13 protein-coding genes and 1 pseudogene are annotated in these 18,059 nt (G+C 59.4%); 4 read left to right on the forward strand and 10 right to left on the reverse strand.

Annotated features, from left to right (window positions below; translation table 11 throughout):
* Positions 1 to 23: 23 nt before the first annotated feature.
* The 6 genes and pseudogenes from BFV67_RS12635 to nasR form a co-directional block, all read right to left on the reverse strand.
* Positions 24 to 2,548, reverse strand: a pseudogene (locus BFV67_RS12635) (nitrate reductase).
* Positions 2,545 to 6,531 carry a nitrite reductase large subunit NirB gene (gene nirB, locus BFV67_RS12640; RefSeq protein ID WP_084833293.1) on the reverse strand — a complete coding sequence of 1,329 codons (3,987 nt, stop codon included), beginning with the start codon at positions 6,529 to 6,531 and terminating at the stop codon, positions 2,545 to 2,547. The pseudogene BFV67_RS12635 and the gene nirB overlap by 4 nt, the downstream one beginning before the upstream one ends.
* A 13-nt stretch (positions 6,532 to 6,544) precedes the next feature.
* Positions 6,545 to 7,333 (reverse strand): ABC transporter ATP-binding protein, encoded by a 789-nt coding sequence (locus BFV67_RS12645; RefSeq protein ID WP_021240347.1) that lies wholly within the window; start codon positions 7,331 to 7,333, stop codon positions 6,545 to 6,547.
* A 9-nt stretch (positions 7,334 to 7,342) separates the two neighbouring features.
* Positions 7,343 to 8,221: a nitrate ABC transporter permease gene (ntrB, locus tag BFV67_RS12650; protein WP_008499525.1), complete on the reverse strand. Its 879-nt coding sequence runs from the start codon at positions 8,219 to 8,221 to the stop codon at positions 7,343 to 7,345.
* 2 nt (positions 8,222 to 8,223) lie between these two features.
* A complete protein-coding gene (locus BFV67_RS12655; protein WP_069598458.1) occupies positions 8,224 to 9,471 on the reverse strand; it encodes a CmpA/NrtA family ABC transporter substrate-binding protein in 1,248 nt (415 codons plus the stop codon).
* A 228-nt stretch (positions 9,472 to 9,699) separates the two neighbouring features.
* Positions 9,700 to 10,884, reverse strand: coding sequence for a nitrate regulatory protein NasR (gene nasR / locus BFV67_RS12660; protein ID WP_069598459.1), 1,185 nt, complete (start codon positions 10,882 to 10,884; stop codon positions 9,700 to 9,702).
* A gap of 72 nt (positions 10,885 to 10,956) precedes the next feature.
* Here nasR and BFV67_RS12665 point away from each other — a divergent pair, with 72 nt between their 5' ends.
* The 3 genes from BFV67_RS12665 (at position 10,957) to BFV67_RS12675 (ending at position 13,652) form a co-directional block, all read left to right on the forward strand.
* Positions 10,957 to 11,310, forward strand: coding sequence for a DsrE/DsrF/TusD sulfur relay family protein (locus BFV67_RS12665; protein WP_008499522.1), 354 nt, complete (start codon positions 10,957 to 10,959; stop codon positions 11,308 to 11,310).
* 106 nt (positions 11,311 to 11,416) lie between these two features.
* The gene (locus BFV67_RS12670; protein ID WP_069598460.1) at positions 11,417 to 13,201 is read left to right on the forward strand and encodes a methyl-accepting chemotaxis protein; all 1,785 of its coding nucleotides are present in this window, start codon (positions 11,417 to 11,419) and stop codon (positions 13,199 to 13,201) included.
* A 211-nt stretch (positions 13,202 to 13,412) separates the two neighbouring features.
* Positions 13,413 to 13,652, forward strand: a complete 240-nt coding sequence (locus BFV67_RS12675) for a DUF1883 domain-containing protein (RefSeq protein ID WP_008499520.1) — start codon at positions 13,413 to 13,415, stop codon at positions 13,650 to 13,652.
* Positions 13,653 to 13,681: 29 nt separating this feature from the next.
* Here the strand turns inward: BFV67_RS12675 and BFV67_RS12680 are convergent, their stop codons facing one another.
* Positions 13,682 to 14,377, reverse strand: a complete 696-nt coding sequence (locus BFV67_RS12680) for a gamma-glutamylcyclotransferase (RefSeq protein ID WP_069598954.1) — start codon at positions 14,375 to 14,377, stop codon at positions 13,682 to 13,684.
* 177 nt (positions 14,378 to 14,554) lie between these two features.
* The gene (chaB, locus tag BFV67_RS12685; protein WP_021240355.1) at positions 14,555 to 14,785 is read right to left on the reverse strand and encodes a putative cation transport regulator ChaB; all 231 of its coding nucleotides are present in this window, start codon (positions 14,783 to 14,785) and stop codon (positions 14,555 to 14,557) included.
* Positions 14,786 to 15,055: 270 nt separating this feature from the next.
* Here chaB and chaA point away from each other — a divergent pair, with 270 nt between their 5' ends.
* Positions 15,056 to 16,156 carry a sodium-potassium/proton antiporter ChaA gene (gene chaA, locus BFV67_RS12690; protein WP_008499517.1) on the forward strand — a complete coding sequence of 367 codons (1,101 nt, stop codon included), beginning with the start codon at positions 15,056 to 15,058 and terminating at the stop codon, positions 16,154 to 16,156.
* Between the two features lie 114 nt (positions 16,157 to 16,270).
* Here the strand turns inward: chaA and kdsA are convergent, their stop codons facing one another.
* Entirely contained in the window at positions 16,271 to 17,125 is an 855-nt protein-coding gene (gene kdsA, locus BFV67_RS12695) for a 3-deoxy-8-phosphooctulonate synthase (protein WP_008499516.1), read from the reverse strand.
* Between the two features lie 36 nt (positions 17,126 to 17,161).
* On the reverse strand, positions 17,162 to 17,971 hold the full coding sequence (sirB1, locus tag BFV67_RS12700; protein ID WP_023292212.1) for an invasion regulator SirB1: 810 nt from the start codon (positions 17,969 to 17,971) through the stop codon (positions 17,162 to 17,164).
* Positions 17,972 to 18,059 lie beyond the last annotated feature (88 nt).

Consider the following 18,059-nt stretch of genomic DNA (forward strand, 5'->3'; position numbering starts at 1 on the left):
TTTATGAATAAACTCTTATTATGTTAACGCGATAAGCCCTGAAATGCAGTTCTGGCGGACATTTCAGGATTATCCTGAAACAGCCCTTTCAGCTCCGGCACGCAGGAACCACAGTTCGTACCACAGCGCAGCTTCGCCCCCAGCGCGGTGACGGAATCACACCCTCCGGCAATCGCCTCCCGTATCACCTCTTCCCCGACGCTGAAACAGCTGCAGATAATGCGTCCCGGATCCATCGCCTTCCCGACGCTCTGCCCGTTCAACAGGGCGTGGCGTTCTGCGGGCAGCACGGGGGGTGAATGAAAAGCGGCTTCAATCACCGTATGCGCCAGCGCCGGTAACGCGGTACCTTCCCAGAAACCCAGCATAAGCTGGCCTTCATGCCAGGCCAGCACGCTGCTGCGTTCACCGGTCTGCGCAACCTGCAGCTGCCAGCCCCGGCCGCTGGCGTATTCCATTACCCACGACAGCAGCGGTTTATCGCACGCCACCGTCAGGCGTGAAGCTTTACGCCACCAGTAAACCGAAGACGGCATTTCCAGCCCTTCGCGGGCATAGAGTTCTCCCTGCCAGACGGGCTGCCAGGGCTGGATTCTGACGGCGGTTTGTTTACTCTCCGGCTGGCCCGAAACCGGATCGCAGCGCCCTTCCACCAGCGCATTCACCTTTCCCTGGCGGGCAAACGCAGCGTTCCAGTGCATCGGGGCAAAAGCGTTCCCTTCACGCTGGGCGTCGCTGATGCGCACTCTTGCTACCATGACGCCGCGCGGCGAACTGATGCGCGCCAGCTGGCCGTCGCACAGGGAAAACCGAACGGCGTCTGCGGGGCAAACCTCAACAAAGGGTTCGGCGATATGCTGCATCAGTCTGGCCACATATCCTGTTCGCGTCATGGTATGCCACTGATCGCGGATGCGCCCCGAGTTGAGAATCAGCGGGTACAACGCGCTGACCGTCGCACCGTGCGACTGTGGGTCAACGGGAACAATGTTTCGGCACGGGAAATCCCCCCCAGGCCACTGCCAGGGTTCAAGCCGCTCCCACTCCTCACGGGTAAGCGTAGCCAGGTCATGAAGGTTTAACGCCCGCGCACCGTCATTTTCAAAGGCCGTCAGCGCCGCATGCTCGCAAAAAATCTCGTGCGGATGTTGCCAGGCAAAGGCCTCGCCGTAGTCCAGCTGCTTTGCCACCTGCGCGACGATCCACCAGTCCGGCTTTGCCTCACCCGGTGCGGGCAGAAACGCGCGCTGGCGCGAAATGCGTCGCTCGGAATTGGTCACCGTCCCGTCCTTCTCTCCCCAGGCCAGCGCCGGAAAGCGAATATGGGCAAACCGGCTGGTGTCGGTATCGTTCATCACCTCAGAGACAATCACCAGCGGGCAGTTCGCCAGCGCCTGACACACCGCGTGGCTGTCCGGCAGCGAGACAGCAGGATTGGTGCCCATGATCCACACTGCCTTCACCTCGCCGCGGGCAATGGCGTCAAACAGCTCCACCGCCATCAAGCCCGGCGTCTGCGCAAGCCGTTCCGTTCCCCAGAAACGCGCCACCCGCGAGAGATCGTCCGGCTCAAAGTTCATGTGCGCCGCCAGCTGATTTGCCAGCCCGCCCACCTCTCTTCCGCCCATCGCGTTTGGCTGTCCGGTCAGCGAAAACGGGCCGCAGCCCGGACGGTTAAATTTTCCGCTGGCAAGGTGCACGTTAATGATGGCGCTGCATTTGTCGCTGCCGCTGGAGGACTGGTTGATTCCCATGGTGTAGAGCGTGATGGCCCGGGGCACCGTCATAAACCAGTCGTAAAACGTACCAATATCCTGCGGCGAGAGGCCGCAAAACGCCGCCACGCGGGATATCGGCCACGCGTCCGTTCCCTGAATGACATTAAGCAGACCGACGAACAGCCCGGCGTCGCTGCCGGGAGTGAGCGCCAGATGCAGGTCAGCAATATCACAGGTGGCGGTTCTGCGCGGATCGATGACCACCACTTTCATCTGCGGATTGTTGTGCTTTGCCTGTACCAGGCGCTGATACAGCACCGGATGCGTCCAGGCCGCGTTTGAGCCCACCAGCACCACCAGATCGCTGTTTTCCACATCCTTGTAGCTGCACGGCACGACGTCTTCACCAAAGGCGCGCTTGTAGCCAACGACCGCCGATGACATGCAGAGCCGGGAGTTGGTATCAATGTTCGCCGCGCCGATAAACCCTTTCATCAGCTTATTGGCGGCGTAATAATCCTCGGTAAGCAATTGCCCGGACGCGTAAAACGCCACCGCCTGCGGCCCCCATTTGTCGATAATGTCCTGGAGGCGCTCGCCTGCCGCTCCCAGCGCCTGCGCCCAGGCCACCTCAGCACCGTCAACAACGGGGCGCAGCAATCGCCCCTGTAACCCCATTGTTTCCCCCAGGGCCGATCCTTTCACGCACAAGCGGCCAAAGTTCGCAGGATGGGTTTCATCCCCCGAACGCTGACCGTTTCACCGTCCACGCGGGCGACCACGCCGCAGCCGACCCCGCAGTAGGGACACGTTGTCCGGGTTTCCGTCATGAGGCCTCCGCACGCATTACCAGGGCATCATTACCGACCCACACCTTGCCGTTCTCAATTTTGACCGGCCAGGCGCGCACCGCGGGTTCGCCGTTCTCCACCTGACAGCCGTCGCGCAGGCGGATACGCTGCTTGTAGAGCGGGGAGATCACCACCGGCTCCCCCGCCGCATCGCCAAGAATGCCGCGGGAAAGCACGTTCGCGCTGCTGCCAGGCTCCCGATCGTCGAGGGCGTAAACGGTTTTGCCAAAGCGGAACAGCGCGATCGGCTTACGCCCAAGCCGCGCGCCGATTCCCGCCTGCTCGGGGATATCGTCGATGCCGCAGATTTCCTGCCAGCGCTTGCTTTCATCAGACGGCGCGACGTTCACCGCGGTGCGGAACAGCGCCAGACGGTTCGGATCGTTAAGCGTGGTTTGCCATTCGCACTGGTAGGTTTCCACCACCCGGGCCATCTCCTGCTCCAGCTCGTGGGCGATGCCCAGGCTGTCGTTGAGGATCACCTCACGCAGGTAGTCGAGGCCGCCTTCCAGGTTGTCCATCCAGGTGCTGGTGCGCTGCAGGCGATCCGCCGTGCGGATGTAGAACATCAGGAAACGGTCTACGGTGCGGATCAGCGTGTCATCATCAAGATCGCTGGCGAAGAGATCCGCATGGCGCGGCTTCATGCCGCCGTTGCCGCACAGGTAGAGGTTCCACCCCTTATCGGTGGCAATCACCCCCACGTCTTTACTCTGCGCCTCGGCGCATTCGCGGGTACACCCTGAGACCGCCATTTTGATTTTGTGCGGGGCGCGCAGGCCTTTGTAACGGTGCTCGAGCCTGACCGCGAGGCCGGTGGAGTCCTGCACGCCGTAGCGACACCAGGTCGACCCGACGCAGGATTTCACCGTGCGGAGGGATTTGCCGTAGGCGTGCCCGGTTTCAAATCCGGCTTCCACCAGCGCCTGCCAGATCTCCGGCAGCTGTTCGAGCGTGGCGCCAAACAGGTCGATACGCTGGCCGCCGGTGATTTTGCTGTACAGGCTGTAGCGTTTCGCAATCTGGCCGATGGCGATCAGCCCGTCTGCGGTCACTTCCCCCGCAGGCATGCGCGGCACGATGGAGTAAGTACCGTCCTTCTGGATATTGGCGAAGTAGCGGTCGTTGGTGTCCTGCAGCGGCAGGTGTGCCGGTTTCAGCAGATACTCGTTCCAGCAGGAGGCGAGCACTGACCCCACCAGTGGCTTACAGATTTCGCACCCGTGTCCCTGACCGTAGCGGCTAATGAGCTGGTCAAAGGTGCGGATATGGTTGACGCGCACGAGGTGGTAAATCTCCTGACGCGAGTACGGGAAGTGTTCGCAGATGTCCTTTTTCACCTCCACGCCCTGCGCCGCCAGCTGGAACTCCATCACCTGCTTCACCAGTGCGCTACATCCTCCGCAGCCGGTCGCCGCTTTGGTGCACTGCTTAATCGCGCCGATATCCGTTGCGCCCGCACTTACCGCCTGACAGATATCGCCTTTGCTGACGTTATGACACGAACAGATTTGTGCGCTTTCCGGCAGCGCTGCCACGCCGAGCGCTTTTGGCGCACTGCCTGACGACGCGGGTAATATCAGCGTTTCCGGCTCTTTTGGCAGGGCTATCCCGTTGAGCATCATCTGTACCAGCGTGGCGTATTCGCTGGCATCACCCACCAGCACGCCGCCGAGCAGCGTTTTGCCGTCGTGGCTGACCACGATTTTCTTGTAGATTTGCTGCGGGCCGTGCGTCCACTGGTAGCTCAGCGCCCCTGGGGTGCGGCCGTGAGCATCGCCGAACGAGGCCACGTCCACGCCCAGCAGCTTGAGTTTGGTGCTCATATCCGCGCCGGCGAAGGTTTTCTCCTCTCCCGCCAGCGCGGCGGCGGCCACCCTCGCCATCTGGTAGCCGGGCGCAACCAGCCCGAAGATTTTCCCTTCCCAAAGGGCGCATTCACCAATGGCCAGCACGTCCGGATCGGAGGTCTGACAGCGGTCGTCAATGCCGATCCCGCCGCGTTCGCCGATAGCCAGCCCGCTGCTGCGCGCCAGCGCGTCCTGCGGACGAATGCCGGCAGAAAAGACCACCATGTCTGTTTCAAGCTGTTCGCCATCGGCAAAGCGCAGCACCAGCCCGCCGTCCGCGGCGGCGATCTCCGTCGTTGCTTTACTGGTATGCACACCGACGCCCAGCGCCTCGATTTTCTTGCGCAGCATCGCCGCGCCGTCGTTGTCGAGCTGGACCGCCATCAGGTTAGGCGCAAACTCCACCACGTGAGTTTCCAGCCCGAGCTGCTTCAGGGCATTCGCCGCCTCCAGCCCCAGCAGCCCGCCGCCAATCACGACACCGCGGCGTGAGCCCGCCGCATGCGCCGCAATCTTGTCCAGATCGTCAAGGGTGCGGTAGACAAAACAGCCCGGCAAATCGTTGCCCGGCACGGGCGGCACGAACGGGTATGAGCCGGTCGCCAGCACCAGTTTATCCCAGTGGGTCTCATGCCCGCTGGCGCTACGCACCACGCGCGCGTCGCGATCGATAGCGACAATCTGCTGCGACAGGCGCAGCTCAATGCCGTTGTCGGCAAAGAAATCCCCCTCCACCAGCGAAAGCGACGCCGCGCTGCGGCCGCCAAAATATTCCGACAGATGCACGCGGTCGTAGGCAGCATAGCGCTCCTCGCCAAAGACAATGATCTGATACTGCTGATGCAGATTGCGGTTAACGCAGTCTTCGAGAAAATGATGGCCGACCATACCGTGCCCAACCACCACCAGAGTAGGTTTTGTCATAGCGTTCTGTCCTGCAACCTGCGGTTGCGTAGTGAAACGATCGAACAGCCAGTCCGCGTGCGCGGGCGCAGCCGTTGCCAGTAAATCGGTAAATGTTGCCGCGCTGCGGCAGTCCCCCATCAGCAGCACGCCAGCCAGCGCCCCCTGATGGATCAGTAAGCGACGATAGTGACGAGTCAGCGGATCCCATGCGCTCCAGACCACATCGCCCTCCTGCTCTGCCGCGCGACCGAGGCTGAACAGCTCCACGCCGGTCACCTTGAGGCGCATGCCGTTGTCGGTCAGAACAAACGGCGCGGTGACGTCTCCGGCCAGCCGTGCGGCGAGGATATCCGCCTGCGCCAGACAGGGGGCGACCAGGCCAAACGTCTGGCCGTCAATTTCACAGCATTCGCCAATGGCGTAGACGTCCGGCACGGAGGTTTGCATCTGGTGATCCACCACGATGCCGCGCGCGCAGCGAATGCCGCTGGCCTGCGCCAGCACGACGTTGGGCTGCACGCCGGTCGCCAACACCACGCGCGCCGCGGCGACGCTGCGTCCGTTCAGCAGCGTCACGCTATTCCCATCAATCGCCGCGATGCCAGAGGCGAGCTCACAGCGCACGCCCCGCGCCGCCAGCGCCTCTTCCAGCAGCACGCCCGCCTGCTCATCCAGCTGCTGCTCCATCAGCCACGGACCGCGATGAACAAGCGTGACGTTGTCCCCTGAGCGCGCCAGCGCTGCCGCCGTCTCAACCCCGAGCACGCCGCCGCCCAGCACTACCGCCGGACCGGCGATCGCCCGAATGGCCCGGATATCCTCCAGGGTACGGAACGTGAAGACATGCGGCGCATCGCAGCCGGGGATCGGCGGAACAAAGGGCGTTGATCCGGTGGCAAACACCAGCGCATCCCAGCCCAGCGTGCGGGCGGTGGTTTGCACTTCCCGCGTGTCCACATTCACGGCGAGCGCCTTTTCGCCCCGCAGCACCGTCACGCCCCGTTCCTGGTACCAGTCGTCATTCTGAAGACAGATGCCCCCAGCCGTTTTTTCACCGCCCAGCACCGGCGAAAGCTGGATGCGGTTATAGGCATGCTCCGGCTCGTCACCGATGACGGTAATGGCGAAACGATCGGCAGCACGCCCGGTGAGCGAGGCAATCAGCCGCGTGGCCGCCATGCCATTTCCGATAATGACCAGTCGCATCAACGCCCCCTCGCTACGCCGCTTTCGGCTGCTTTTCATAGAGGAAATGCAGGATCTGCTGACGCATGTGGTGATAGCGGCTGTCGTCGGCCAGCTGCACCCGGTTACGCGGGCGCGGCAGGTCAACGTGCAGGATCTCCCCGACGGTCGCCGCCGGGCCGTTGGTCATCATCAGCACGCGATCGGAGAGCAGCACCGCCTCGTCCACGTCGTGGGTAATCAGCACGATGGTGGTGTTCAGCGCCTGCTGGATCTGCATCACCGAGTCCTGCAGATGGGCGCGCGTCAGCGCATCCAGCGCGCCGAAGGGTTCATCCATCAGCAGGACTTTCGGCTTCATCGCCAGCGCGCGGGCAATCCCGACGCGCTGCTTCATGCCGCCGGAGATCTCCCCCGGGCGCTTGTGCAGGGCGTGCCCCATCTGCACGCGGTCGAGGTTGTGCTCAATCCACTCCCGGCGCTCCGCCTTGCTCATGCTGTGGCGAAACACGTGATCTACTGCCAGGGCCACGTTGTCGAAGCAGGTGAGCCACGGCAGTAGCGAATGGTTCTGGAATACCACCGCGCGCTCCGGACCCGGCCCGGCAATTTCGCGGTTGTCGCAAATCAGCCCGCCTTCCGTCGGCAGCGTGATCCCAGCGATAAGGTTAAGCAGCGTCGATTTACCGCAGCCGGAGTGCCCAATCAGGCTGACGGTTTCGCCCTCATGGATATCAAAGGAGACGTTCTGCAGCGCCAGAAATTCGCCGCTGGCGGTGGAAAAACGCTGGCTCACGGCCTGGACCTGGATTAATGGTTTCATGTTCGCTCCTTATTTTTCCTGCCAGCTAAAGCGACGGGCGATCAGCATCAGCCCCTGCTCCAGCAGCAGCCCGACCACGCCAATGATGACGATGGCGATGAGAATGTTTTCGACGTTGAGGTTGTTCCACTCGTTCCAGATCCAGAAACCGATCCCTAAACCGCCGGTCAGCATCTCGGCGGCGACAATCACCAGCCAGGCGATGCCGATGGAGAGGCGCACCCCGGTCAGCACCGCGGGCAACACCGCCGGGAAGAGAATGCGGCGCATGATGGTCCACTCGGAAAGCTGCAGCACCCGGGCCACGTTGAGGTAGTCCTGCGGAATACGGCGCACGCCTTCGGCGGTGTTGATCACCATCGGCCAGATGGAGCAGATAAAAATGGTCCAGCTCGACGCGGGCTCCGCTTTCTGGAACAGCAGCAGGCCGATGGGCAGCCAGGCCAGCGGGCTAACCGGGCGTAACAGCGCGATCAGCGGGCCGAACATGCGCGAAAAAAAGGTGAAGCGGCCAATCAGGAAACCGAGCGGGATCCCGGCGAACGCGGCCAGGCCAAAGCCCACCGCCACGCGCTGTAATGAGGCGAGCACGTTCCAGCCGATGCCCATGTCGTTTGGCCCGTCGCGATAAAACGGATCGGCAAACAGGGTAATAGCGGAATCGAGCGTGCTGAGCGGCGTCGGGAAACCTTTGCTGTTAATCGCCGCCAGCTGCCAGAGCACCACCAGCAGTCCCAGCCCCAGAAAAGCCGGAATGATGCGCTGAAGGATCGCGTTAATCCGACGCGCAAACGTCGGCGTACGGCGGCGAACCTGCACCGGAGGCAGGACAATCACCTCTCCACTCTCCGGCGTCTCGTGTGATTTTGTCTTTTGCAGATGCTGCATAATCAGGCCCCTTTACGGTGAATGGCGAAACGGCTGGCGTATCCTTCCGGGTCGGTACCGTTCCAGACGGTGCCGTCCATCAAGGTGCTGCTGCGTAGTGGTGAAGTCGGTGTGGTAATGCCCCCCACCGCCGTGGCGGCATCCTGCCAGACCGCCGTCTGGTTAATGCGTTGTGCGATGCCCGCATAGTCCGGGGCGGCTTTGAGCAAGCCCCAGCGGCGGAACTGGGTTAAGAACCACATGCCGTCGGAGAGATACGGGTAGCTGACGGCCCCCTCGTTGAAGAAGCGGATCGGGTGCGCGTCCTGCCAGCGCTGGCCCAGGCCGTTGTCGTACTCGCCGAGCATGCGTCCGGTGAGATACTGCTCTTTGCAGTTGAGCCACGCCCGGCGGGAGAGGATCTGCGCGGTTTCGCGTTTGTTTTCCGGAGAGGCCTCAATCCAGCGCGCCGCCTCCAGCACTGCGCTCACCAGCGCCCGGGCGGTGTGCGGGTTTTTCTCCACCCACTCGCGACGGGTGCCGAGGATTTTTTCCGGATGGTCGGCCCAGACAGACTGCGACGTGGCGGCGGTAAAACCGATGCGGTCGTTGATGGCACGCGCGTTCCACGGCTCGCCGACGCAAAAGCCGACCATGTTGCCAATGCGCATGTTCATCACCATCTGCGGCGGCGGCACCACCACCGTGCGCACGTCGTCAAAGGGGTGAATGCCCGCGCTGGCCAGCCAGTAGTAGAGCCACATGGCGTGCGTCCCGGTCGGGAAGGTGTGCGCGAAGGTATAGGTGCCAGGCGCCTGCTGCCCAATCCGCTTTTTCAGCCCGTCAAGGTCATGAACGCCCTTCTCTGCCAGATCGCTGGAGAGCGTAATCGCCTGACCGTTCTGGTTGAGGGTCATCAGGTTAGCCATCTGCTGTGGCTTGCCGGCGATGCCCAGCTCCAGTCCGTACAGCAGGCCGTAAAGAATGTGCGCGGCATCGAGTTCGCCCGCCACCAGCTTGTCGCGCACCGCCGCCCAGCTCGCCTCTTTGGTGGGCACGATGGTAATACCATATTTTTTATCAAACCCTTTCAGCGCCGCGATAACCACCGGGGCACAGTCGGTCAGCGGGATAAACCCGATGCGCACTGTTTCCTGCTCCGGTTTATCCGAGCCTGCCGCCCATGCGGCCTGCATGACACCCGGCAACAGCATTGCACCACTCGCCAGCATGCTGGCCTGCAAAAAACGCCGTCTCGACAAATCCGCCATGACCACTCCTGAAAAAAAACCAAAAAAAAGCGCCCACGGTGCCGAAGCACCAGTGGACGCCTTTATCCCGAAGACGGATGCACCGCCGTTGGCGCATCGTCAAAAATGGTTAATCTGATAATGCAAAGTGAATGCCAGGTTTTAACACACCGTTTCTTGCGGCGCTTACCGTTATTCCCTCGCCTTTACGCACCGCAAACAGGCATAAAATGCCCACTGACCGTGCAGCTACTCCTTTGGTGTTACCTGCCATACACTCTTCACCATGAGCAGCGCGCGGGCGATATCCACCATCCTTTGGTTCTTGTCCATCGCCATTTTGCGCAGCGCCGTCCAGGCCTGTTCCTCACTCATATTCTGGTGGGTCATCAGCACGCTCTTCGCTTTATCAATGATTTTGCGCTCTTCTAGCGTATCGCGCAGCGACGCAAGCTGACGTGAGAGCTTCTCTATCTCGCGCGCCTGCTGGCGAACCAGGGTAAGCAACGGTTTTTCCGGATAGCGGATCGGCGGGTCATCCTGTTCATCGCCGGGGGGCGCGTACTCATCGTCACGGTGAATGCATTCGTCCACCGCGACCATCAGATCGGCGATGATCGTCTCCTCCAGCGTGCGCAGATGCTCAAGGCGCGCGGTTTGCAGAGCAAACCAGGCCAGCGCGGTAAGGCCGTTATCGGCGGCGGGCTGGCGGGTACAGGCCACGCGCCGGAGCTGCTCCGTTTCACGATCGGGCTGACAGTGCATTGAAAAGGTGGTCTGAACGTCAGCGGAGCTGTGTGAGAGAAAGATCTCAAAGCAGGCCTGCTGCCCGTCAATGCGGTCAACCAGCCTCTGACGAGTCACATCATCGAAAAAACCCTGCGTGAAGCCAATCGCCCCCAGCGCCCGCTCCTGTCCCGCCAGCTCCTTGCCCTGCATCAGGCTATAAAGCGCGACAAAACGTCCTGCGATTTGCGGATCGTCAATGCTGTCATTAAGCTGCGGCACGATACTGAGCAGATGGCGAAGCATGCGGGAGTAGTGTTCCATCGCCTGGGGTGCCGTTACCGTCTGCTGAATCACACCGTCACGCAGCGCGGGAAGCGTATCCAGGCTCAGGAGCGCGCCGCCGATGCGTTCACAGACGGCACTTCCCGGGATCGGCGACTGTGTTTCAAGAATGCCGTAAAGGGCAGCGAGGTTCTCATCCACCAGCGCCCGGCTGGCTTTGCATTCGGGAGCGTACAGCTTGCCCTGTGAGCAGAGCCAGACGTTGGACGCCCCGCGCTCGCACTGTAACATGTGCACCAGTTGGCTAATGCCGTGCACAAGCACGCCCAGCTGTGCCAGCTTGCTGAACTGCTCCTGGCGCATCATTTTTGCGCGCGTGAGCCATTCGGCAGCGCCTGGCGAAATGCCTGCCATTAATGTCATGCTTACTCTCCCGGACAGCGAAACTCCGGGAAATTAAGCAATATTCGTGCCTTTATAAGAACAGGAGTCAACATGCAGAAGATTGTGATCGTCGCCAACGGTGCGGCCTACGGCAGCGAATCCCTTTTCAACAGCCTGCGCCTGGCGATCGCGCTACGTGAAAAAGAGAGCGACCTGGCGTTACGCCTTTTTTTAATGTCGGACGCCGTCACCGCCGGGCTGAAGGGACAAAAGCCGGCCGAGGGCTATAACATTCAGCAGATGCTGGAGATCCTGACCGCGCAAAACGTGCCGGTGAAGCTGTGCAAAACCTGCACCGACGGGCGCGGTATCACCGGACTGCCGCTGATTGATGGCGTAGAAATTGGTACGCTGGTTGAACTGGCCGAGTGGACGCTGTCCGCTGATAAAGTATTAACTTTTTAATAATAAACCCGTAAAAATATTATTTTCTTATGGACGCGGTTTCAGCATCAAGTTTACCTGCGGGGTTGCCGATAGGCATGGAAACAACACAGCAGGTATTTCACTTATGTTCAGATCGATTCGTGCACGCATCATCGCGGCGACGGCAGGCTGTCTGGTCGTCGCCCTTCTCCTCAACACCGTTATTAACTTCCAGGTCACACGCCAGGATAACCAGCAGTCACAGCGCGATATCCTGACCAGCACCAGCGCCAGCCATAACATGGCGATTGCCGACTGGGTAAAAAGCAAGATGACGGTTATCGCCTCTGCCCAGACCGTTGCGCTGAGTGACGACCCGGTTCCGGTGTTTAAACAGCTTGCGCAGGCGGGTGGATTCACCAACGTTTATGTCGGCTACGCCAGCAAAACGGCGAAATTCTCTGAGCCCGCGGGCGTACCTGCGGATTATGACCCGACCATTCGCCCGTGGTATCAGCAGGTGGTCAGCACGGACGGCCCGGTCGTCACCGCGCCTTACGTTGATGCCGGTACCGGTAAACTGGTGGTGACCTTCGCCGTGCCGGTGAAAGAGAATGGCGCCCTGAAAGCGGTGGTGGCGGGCGATGTGGCCATGGACAGCGTGGTGGCGAACGTGCGCGGGATCCATCCAACTCCGTCCAGCAGCGGCTTGCTTCTGAACAGTGACGGCAGCGTGATTGCGGCTAACGATCCGGCTCTGACGCTTAAACCGTTTGCTGAGACCATCAAAGGCATCGATTTTGCTGCGCTGAAAAGCGGTAACCTTGCCGACGGTACGCTGAACGACGTCGAAAAAACCTTCGTGGCGACAGCCGTGCCGGGCACAAACTGGCTGCTGGTCGTCGCCCTCGACAACGGTGATGCCACTTCCGGCATGCGTTCCCTGCTTAAAGCCTCGGCGATTTCGCTGGTGATCCTGGCGCTGCTGAGCGCGGCCATTGTTCACCTCCTGATTGCCCGTCTGCTGAAGCGCCTGTCGGACATTCGCGACGCGATGCACAACATTGCCAACGGGACTAACGACCTGTCGCAGCGTCTGCCGGACAGCGGCGAGGACGAGGTGGCGCAGATTGCCCAGGCCTTTAACGCCTTCAGCGATAAGCTGTCGGTGGTGATGGTGCAGCTCCGTGATGCCAGCGAGTCGGTGAAAAACGCCGCCCAGGAGATTGCGGCGGGTAACCAGGATCTCTCAGGACGTACCGAGCAGGCGGCGTCCAGCCTGCGCGAGACGGCAAGCGCCGTGGAGCAGATCACCGCCTCCGTGACCCAGTCGAACGAATCGGCGGCGGAAGCGAACGACCAGGCGAGCAAGGCCTCCGCGGCCGCGGCGCGCGGCGGCGAGGTGGTATCCCAGGCGATCAGCACCATGCAGTCCATCGAAGTCGCGTCGGCTAAAATTGGCGACATCACCAGCGTGATTGACGGCATCGCGTTCCAGACCAACATTCTGGCGCTGAACGCCTCCGTCGAGGCGGCCCGTGCCGGCGAGCAGGGGCGCGGGTTTGCCGTGGTGGCGGGCGAAGTGCGTAACCTGGCGAGCCGCAGCGCCCAGGCGGCGAAAGAGATTAAATCGCTGATTGATTCCACCACCGACAGCGTGGCCACCGGCTCCCGCTACGTGCATCTGGCCGGGGAAAGCATGGACGAGATCCGCTCCAGCATCGGCAGCGTCTCCGGCATCATGCGCGAAATCTCTATCGCCACCAGCGAGCAGATGAAAGGCATTCACGAAATTAACCACGCGGTGACCCACCTCGACAGAATGGTCCAGCAGAACGCCGAGCTGGTCGTGCAATCCGCCGCCGCTGCGGGCGCCCTGCAGAGCCAGGCGGGCGACCTTGCTGAAACCGCCGGCCATTTCCGCATTTAATTTTCTACTGGCGTGCGTTTAGCGGGTAAAACGCGCGTTAGCTGAAATTTTGAGGAATTTTGTCATTTTTGTTTAATCGTTATGCCATTTTTTGATCAAAATCAGCATCCCTCCCCCTCCCCTTTGGTGTTATGCCATGAGTGAATTGTGAACAACATCACGCTCGGATATGGCTGCAGGGAGAGCGTTGTTTAAGACTACGGGGTAAAAAATGGCACTGGTAAAAACAAGTTTGAAACTGTTTGGCGGGGATACGGTAGTGGTGCGTTGCTCAGAGCGCTGCCGTATTCATCTGATGAGTGCGAAAGCACAAAAACAATCCCAGGCGGATATTCTCACCGTGCAGGATGATAACGCCTGGCTTACCGTGCCGTATACCGGCACCTGGGATGTGCTGATCGACAGCCACAGCCAGTCTCTGGAGCATTCTGTCAGTTACGTAGCAGCTTAAATTATGCGCCCGGCGAGCCGGGCGTATTATCAGGCAAAACCCGGTCGCAGCGTGCCGTTGAGCGGGTTTCCTTCCAGCAGCGCCTTCACCTTCACCACCAGCTCATTCAGACAATCGTCCTTCATGCCGAGGCGGGTCAGCTCCTGATCGAGAGAGAAGAGATACTGCGCGTTGGTACCCAGCGGCCCGCTGGCGGCGGCAATTAACGGGGCAATCACCTGCGTGCGGGTGTCCGCTTCATACAGCGGATGGCGCGGGTCCATAATAAACACCAGCGCATTGACGGTGCGTCCGTCGTCCAGCTCCAGCTTACACCAGGTTGGCATGTAGCAGCCGGTGATCATCTCACGCTTCCAGAGCAGCGTAAGCTCCTCTTCCAGCGTGGCATCCGGGAGGCGATACGCCACGCCCGTGGTGCGTCCGCCCTCTTTCAGTGCAAGCATACGCCCGGGCTGGCACGCGCTGCCGCGTCCGGCCGTCAGGCGCAGGCAAAATGCGCGGTGCCAGCCGGGCAACGTGCCCGTTGCCGATTCGACAAATTCGAGCGCCGGGTTCCACATCAGTGAACCATAGCCAAAAATCCATACCGGGCCATCATCCGGGCGGCAGGCAAGCGTGGCAGCGAGCGACGCCGCACGTTGTTCAGCTGACCAGAGAAGCGATTCCTCAATAGCACCAAATGCCGTCTTACAATCTGCCTTCATTAAGAAATCACGCGTTAACACTTTCCACCTCCGCCACTGCATGCTTCCTTGCGACATCTGTAATTCGCCTTCCCGGCCTTAGGTGCTGGTCATTTTGCCAGCAGTTGAATAACGATAAGCAATTAGCGGACCAGTTGCAATACAACGGCAGTTCAACCGCCTGAAAAGTCAAAATGAAGGCAGCGAATTATTTCAGGGCTATTTCTTTTTATGCCATTTATCGTCGTCTCCTTTTTCATATTCATGTTTTACAGCGGCCCAGGCGACTTTGTGTGCCGTCTCTTCACGGCTGGCATCATCCCGGCGATCGTCCTTATCTTTGTACTGTTCCCAGGCACTGTTAAACGCCTCTTTGTAGATATCCTGCGCGTGAGCGGGCAGCACGTTTTGCACATTATCGGGTAATTCGCGTTTCGTTTTATAAGGCATCACTCACCTCTCTTTTGGTTAAAGAGATAAGTGTGGACGACGATATGGCAGCGTGCCACCCACACTTCATTTATGAATGAACGAAAACATTAAATCATTGTTATTTAACAAATATTCGGAGAATATGGTGAATTACATGAATCAGGCGTGATAATTATTAAAAAAGGTAAAATTAAGTAAAAAATAAAGGGCATTTAACAGAGATCTGTTAATTTAATGACCTCAAAAATCTATCTATAATTACAAGCACCTGCATTGATGGAGAAGCACATGACAGCAACACACGAGGCGGTAAAGACCCGCCACAAGGAGACGTCTCTCATTTTCCCGGTTCTGGCGCTGGCTGTGCTGCTCTTCTGGGGAAGCAGTCAGTCACTGCCAGTGGTGGTTGGTATCAATATTCTTGCCCTGGTCGGTATCTTAACCAGCGCCTTTAGCGTCGTTCGCCATGCGGACGTATTGGCCCACCGTCTGGGCGAACCCTACGGATCGTTAATTCTCAGCCTTTCCGTCGTTATTCTCGAAGTCAGCCTGATTTCCGCGCTCATGGCGACCGGCGATGCCGCGCCGACGCTGATGCGCGACACGCTCTATTCGATCATTATGATTGTGACGGGTGGCCTGGTGGGCTTCTCTCTGCTGCTGGGCGGGCGTAAATTCGCGACCCAGTATATGAACCTGTTCGGCATAAAACAGTATCTGATTGCCCTCTTCCCGCTGGCGATTATCGTGCTGGTCTTCCCGATGGCGCTGCCGGGTGCCAACTTCTCCACCGGTCAGGCGCTGCTGGTTGCGCTGATTTCCGCAGCCATGTACGGCGTGTTTCTGTTGATTCAGACCAAAACACACCAGAGCCTGTTTGTGTATGAGCATGAAGACGACAGCGACGACGATGACCCGCACCACGGTAAGCCGTCGGCCCACAGCAGCGCGTGGCATACGGTTTGGCTGATCGTGCATCTGATTGCGGTGATTGCCGTCACCAAGATGAACGCCAATCCGCTGGAAACGCTGTTAACCGAACTGAACGCGCCGGTCGCGTTTACCGGTTTCCTGGTGGCGCTGCTGATCCTGTCCCCGGAAGGGCTGGGGGCGCTGAAAGCCGTCTTAAACAATCAGGTGCAGCGCGCCATGAACCTGTTCTTCGGCTCCGTGCTGGCGACCATTTCACTCACCGTGCCGGTGGTGACCCTGATTGCCTTTATGACCGGTAACGAACTGCAGTTCGCGCTGGGCGCGCCAGAGATGATTGTGATGGTGGCCTCATTGCTGCTGTGCCAGATTTCATTCTCAACCGGACGCACCAACGTGCTGAACGGCGCGGCGCATATGGCGCTGTTTGTGGCTTACTTGATGACAATTTTTGCGTAGCCTTTTTGCCCAGCGGCGCTTCGCTTGCAGGACCTACGGGTTTTGTAGGCCGGGTAAGCAAAGCGCCACCCGGCAATATGCCCCATAAAAAAACCCGCCGAAGCGGGTTTTTTGTTATTTGCTGGTATCCAGCTCATCGAAGCTCTTGACCAGATCGTCAATCGCTTTGATCTGTTTCAGGAACGGCTCCAGCTTATCCAGCGGCAGCGCAGATGGGCCGTCGCATTTTGCGTTATCCGGATCCGGGTGCGCTTCAATGAACAGGCCAGCCAGGCCGGTTGCCATACCGGCGCGCGCCAGTTCGGTCACCTGAGCACGACGGCCACCGGACGCAGCGCCAAACGGGTCGCGGCACTGCAGCGCGTGGGTCACGTCGAAAATCACCGGAGACTGATTAGAGACGTTTTTCATCACGCTGAAGCCCAGCATATCCACAACCAGATTGTCATAACCGAAGTTGGAACCACGGTCGCACAGGATAACCTTGTCGTTGCCACCTTCGATAAATTTATCGACGATGTTCCCCATCTGGCCCGGGCTCACGAACTGTGGTTTTTTCACGTTGATCACGGCACCGGTTTTCGCCATCGCGGCAACCAGGTCGGTCTGGCGAGCCAGGAACGCCGGGAGCTGAATCACGTCAACCACGTCTGCCACCGGCTGCGCCTGAGCGGCTTCATGCACGTCGGTGATCACTTTCACGCCAAAGGTCTGCTTCAGCTCCTGGAAAATCTTCATCCCTTCTTCCAGGCCCGGGCCACGGTAAGAGTTGATGGAGGAGCGGTTGGCTTTGTCAAAAGAGGCTTTAAACACGTACGGGATGCCCAGCTTCTGGGTCACGGTCACGTAGTGCTCGCAGATACGCATGGCGAGGTCGCGGGATTCCAGCACGTTCATGCCGCCAAACAGCACGAACGGCAGGTCGTTTGCTACCTTGATATCACCAATGCTAACCACTTTTTGTTTCATAGGATCGCCTTATTCAGGTGTGAATCGGAATTAAGATTAATGCAGTGTAATTTGCTTGTGCGAGATCGCGTTGATCTGCGCACGAATCATTTCGCTAATAGGATCTTCCGGACACTGCTCGACGAAATAGCTCAGATCGTTCAGCGCCACGTGCTCACAATCGAGCTGGGCATAGATCAACCCACGGTCGCGAATTTCGTACGGGTCTTCCGGATTAAACTGCAGCAGCACTTCGCTGGCGCGCAGGGCCAGCTCCATCTGACGCTCTTCCATTAACGCAGACTTCAGCGTATCCAGCAGCTTGCGGATCACTTCTGCGTTATCCGCCTCGTCGAGATCTTCGTTGAAGAGCTCAGCCACCGGGCTGATATTGCCTTTCAGCCACACGTCCAGCGTATGTTCATCCAGCGTATCGCCGTTGAAGGGATTAATGAGCCACATCTCACCGTCCAGCCACTCCGCACGCAGGATCATCTGCGTCGGAAAAATGACCGGCACCAGTGGAATATCCAGGCGATGCGCAACCCAAAGCAAAATAGAACCCAGCGCAACGGCGCTCCCCTGACGATTTTTTAAGACCTGGTCCAGCCATAATGCGTCAGACAGGCGATACACGCCCCGCGTGTCGCAGAAACCCCATTCGCCGTAGAAAAGCTCAAGCAGCTTCTCTAATTGCCAGTCCTGCGGGCGCGCCTGATTGATCTCTTCACGCGCCAGGCAGACCAGATTCTCCAGCTCATCGTAGACGTACTGCGACGTAAAATCGTCGCGGATCATCTCAGAAATCAGGATCATGCCATCGCAAAGCGGCACTTTATTAAATTCGAAATCGGCTAAGGACTTCATGACTTACCCCAGTAACGACCGAGCGTACAGCGACGCCCGGGCGAGATAAAACTCAAAACGATGTAGATGATAACGCCAAACCGCCTTT

This window comes from Enterobacter roggenkampii (assembly GCF_001729805.1).
Lineage (GTDB): Bacteria > Pseudomonadota > Gammaproteobacteria > Enterobacterales > Enterobacteriaceae > Enterobacter > Enterobacter roggenkampii.

Bases quoted from the DNA above. Each gene is read 5' to 3' on its own strand.
- BFV67_RS12665 (WP_008499522.1), top strand. From the start codon at position 10,957: ATGCAGAAGATTGTGATCGTCGCCAACGGTGCGGCCTACGGCAGCGAA.
- chaA (WP_008499517.1), top strand. From the start codon at position 15,056: ATGACAGCAACACACGAGGCGGTAAAGACCCGCCACAAGGAGACGTCT.
- nirB (WP_084833293.1), bottom strand. From the start codon at position 6,531: ATGCGACTGGTCATTATCGGAAATGGCATGGCGGCCACGCGGCTGATT.
- BFV67_RS12670 (WP_069598460.1), top strand. From the start codon at position 11,417: ATGTTCAGATCGATTCGTGCACGCATCATCGCGGCGACGGCAGGCTGT.
- ntrB (WP_008499525.1), bottom strand. From the start codon at position 8,221: ATGCAGCATCTGCAAAAGACAAAATCACACGAGACGCCGGAGAGTGGA.
- kdsA (WP_008499516.1), bottom strand. From the start codon at position 17,125: ATGAAACAAAAAGTGGTTAGCATTGGTGATATCAAGGTAGCAAACGAC.
- sirB1 (WP_023292212.1), bottom strand. From the start codon at position 17,971: ATGAAGTCCTTAGCCGATTTCGAATTTAATAAAGTGCCGCTTTGCGAT.
- BFV67_RS12655 (WP_069598458.1), bottom strand. From the start codon at position 9,471: ATGGCGGATTTGTCGAGACGGCGTTTTTTGCAGGCCAGCATGCTGGCG.
- BFV67_RS12675 (WP_008499520.1), top strand. From the start codon at position 13,413: ATGGCACTGGTAAAAACAAGTTTGAAACTGTTTGGCGGGGATACGGTA.
- nasR (WP_069598459.1), bottom strand. From the start codon at position 10,884: ATGACATTAATGGCAGGCATTTCGCCAGGCGCTGCCGAATGGCTCACG.
- chaB (WP_021240355.1), bottom strand. From the start codon at position 14,785: ATGCCTTATAAAACGAAACGCGAATTACCCGATAATGTGCAAAACGTG.
- BFV67_RS12645 (WP_021240347.1), bottom strand. From the start codon at position 7,333: ATGAAACCATTAATCCAGGTCCAGGCCGTGAGCCAGCGTTTTTCCACC.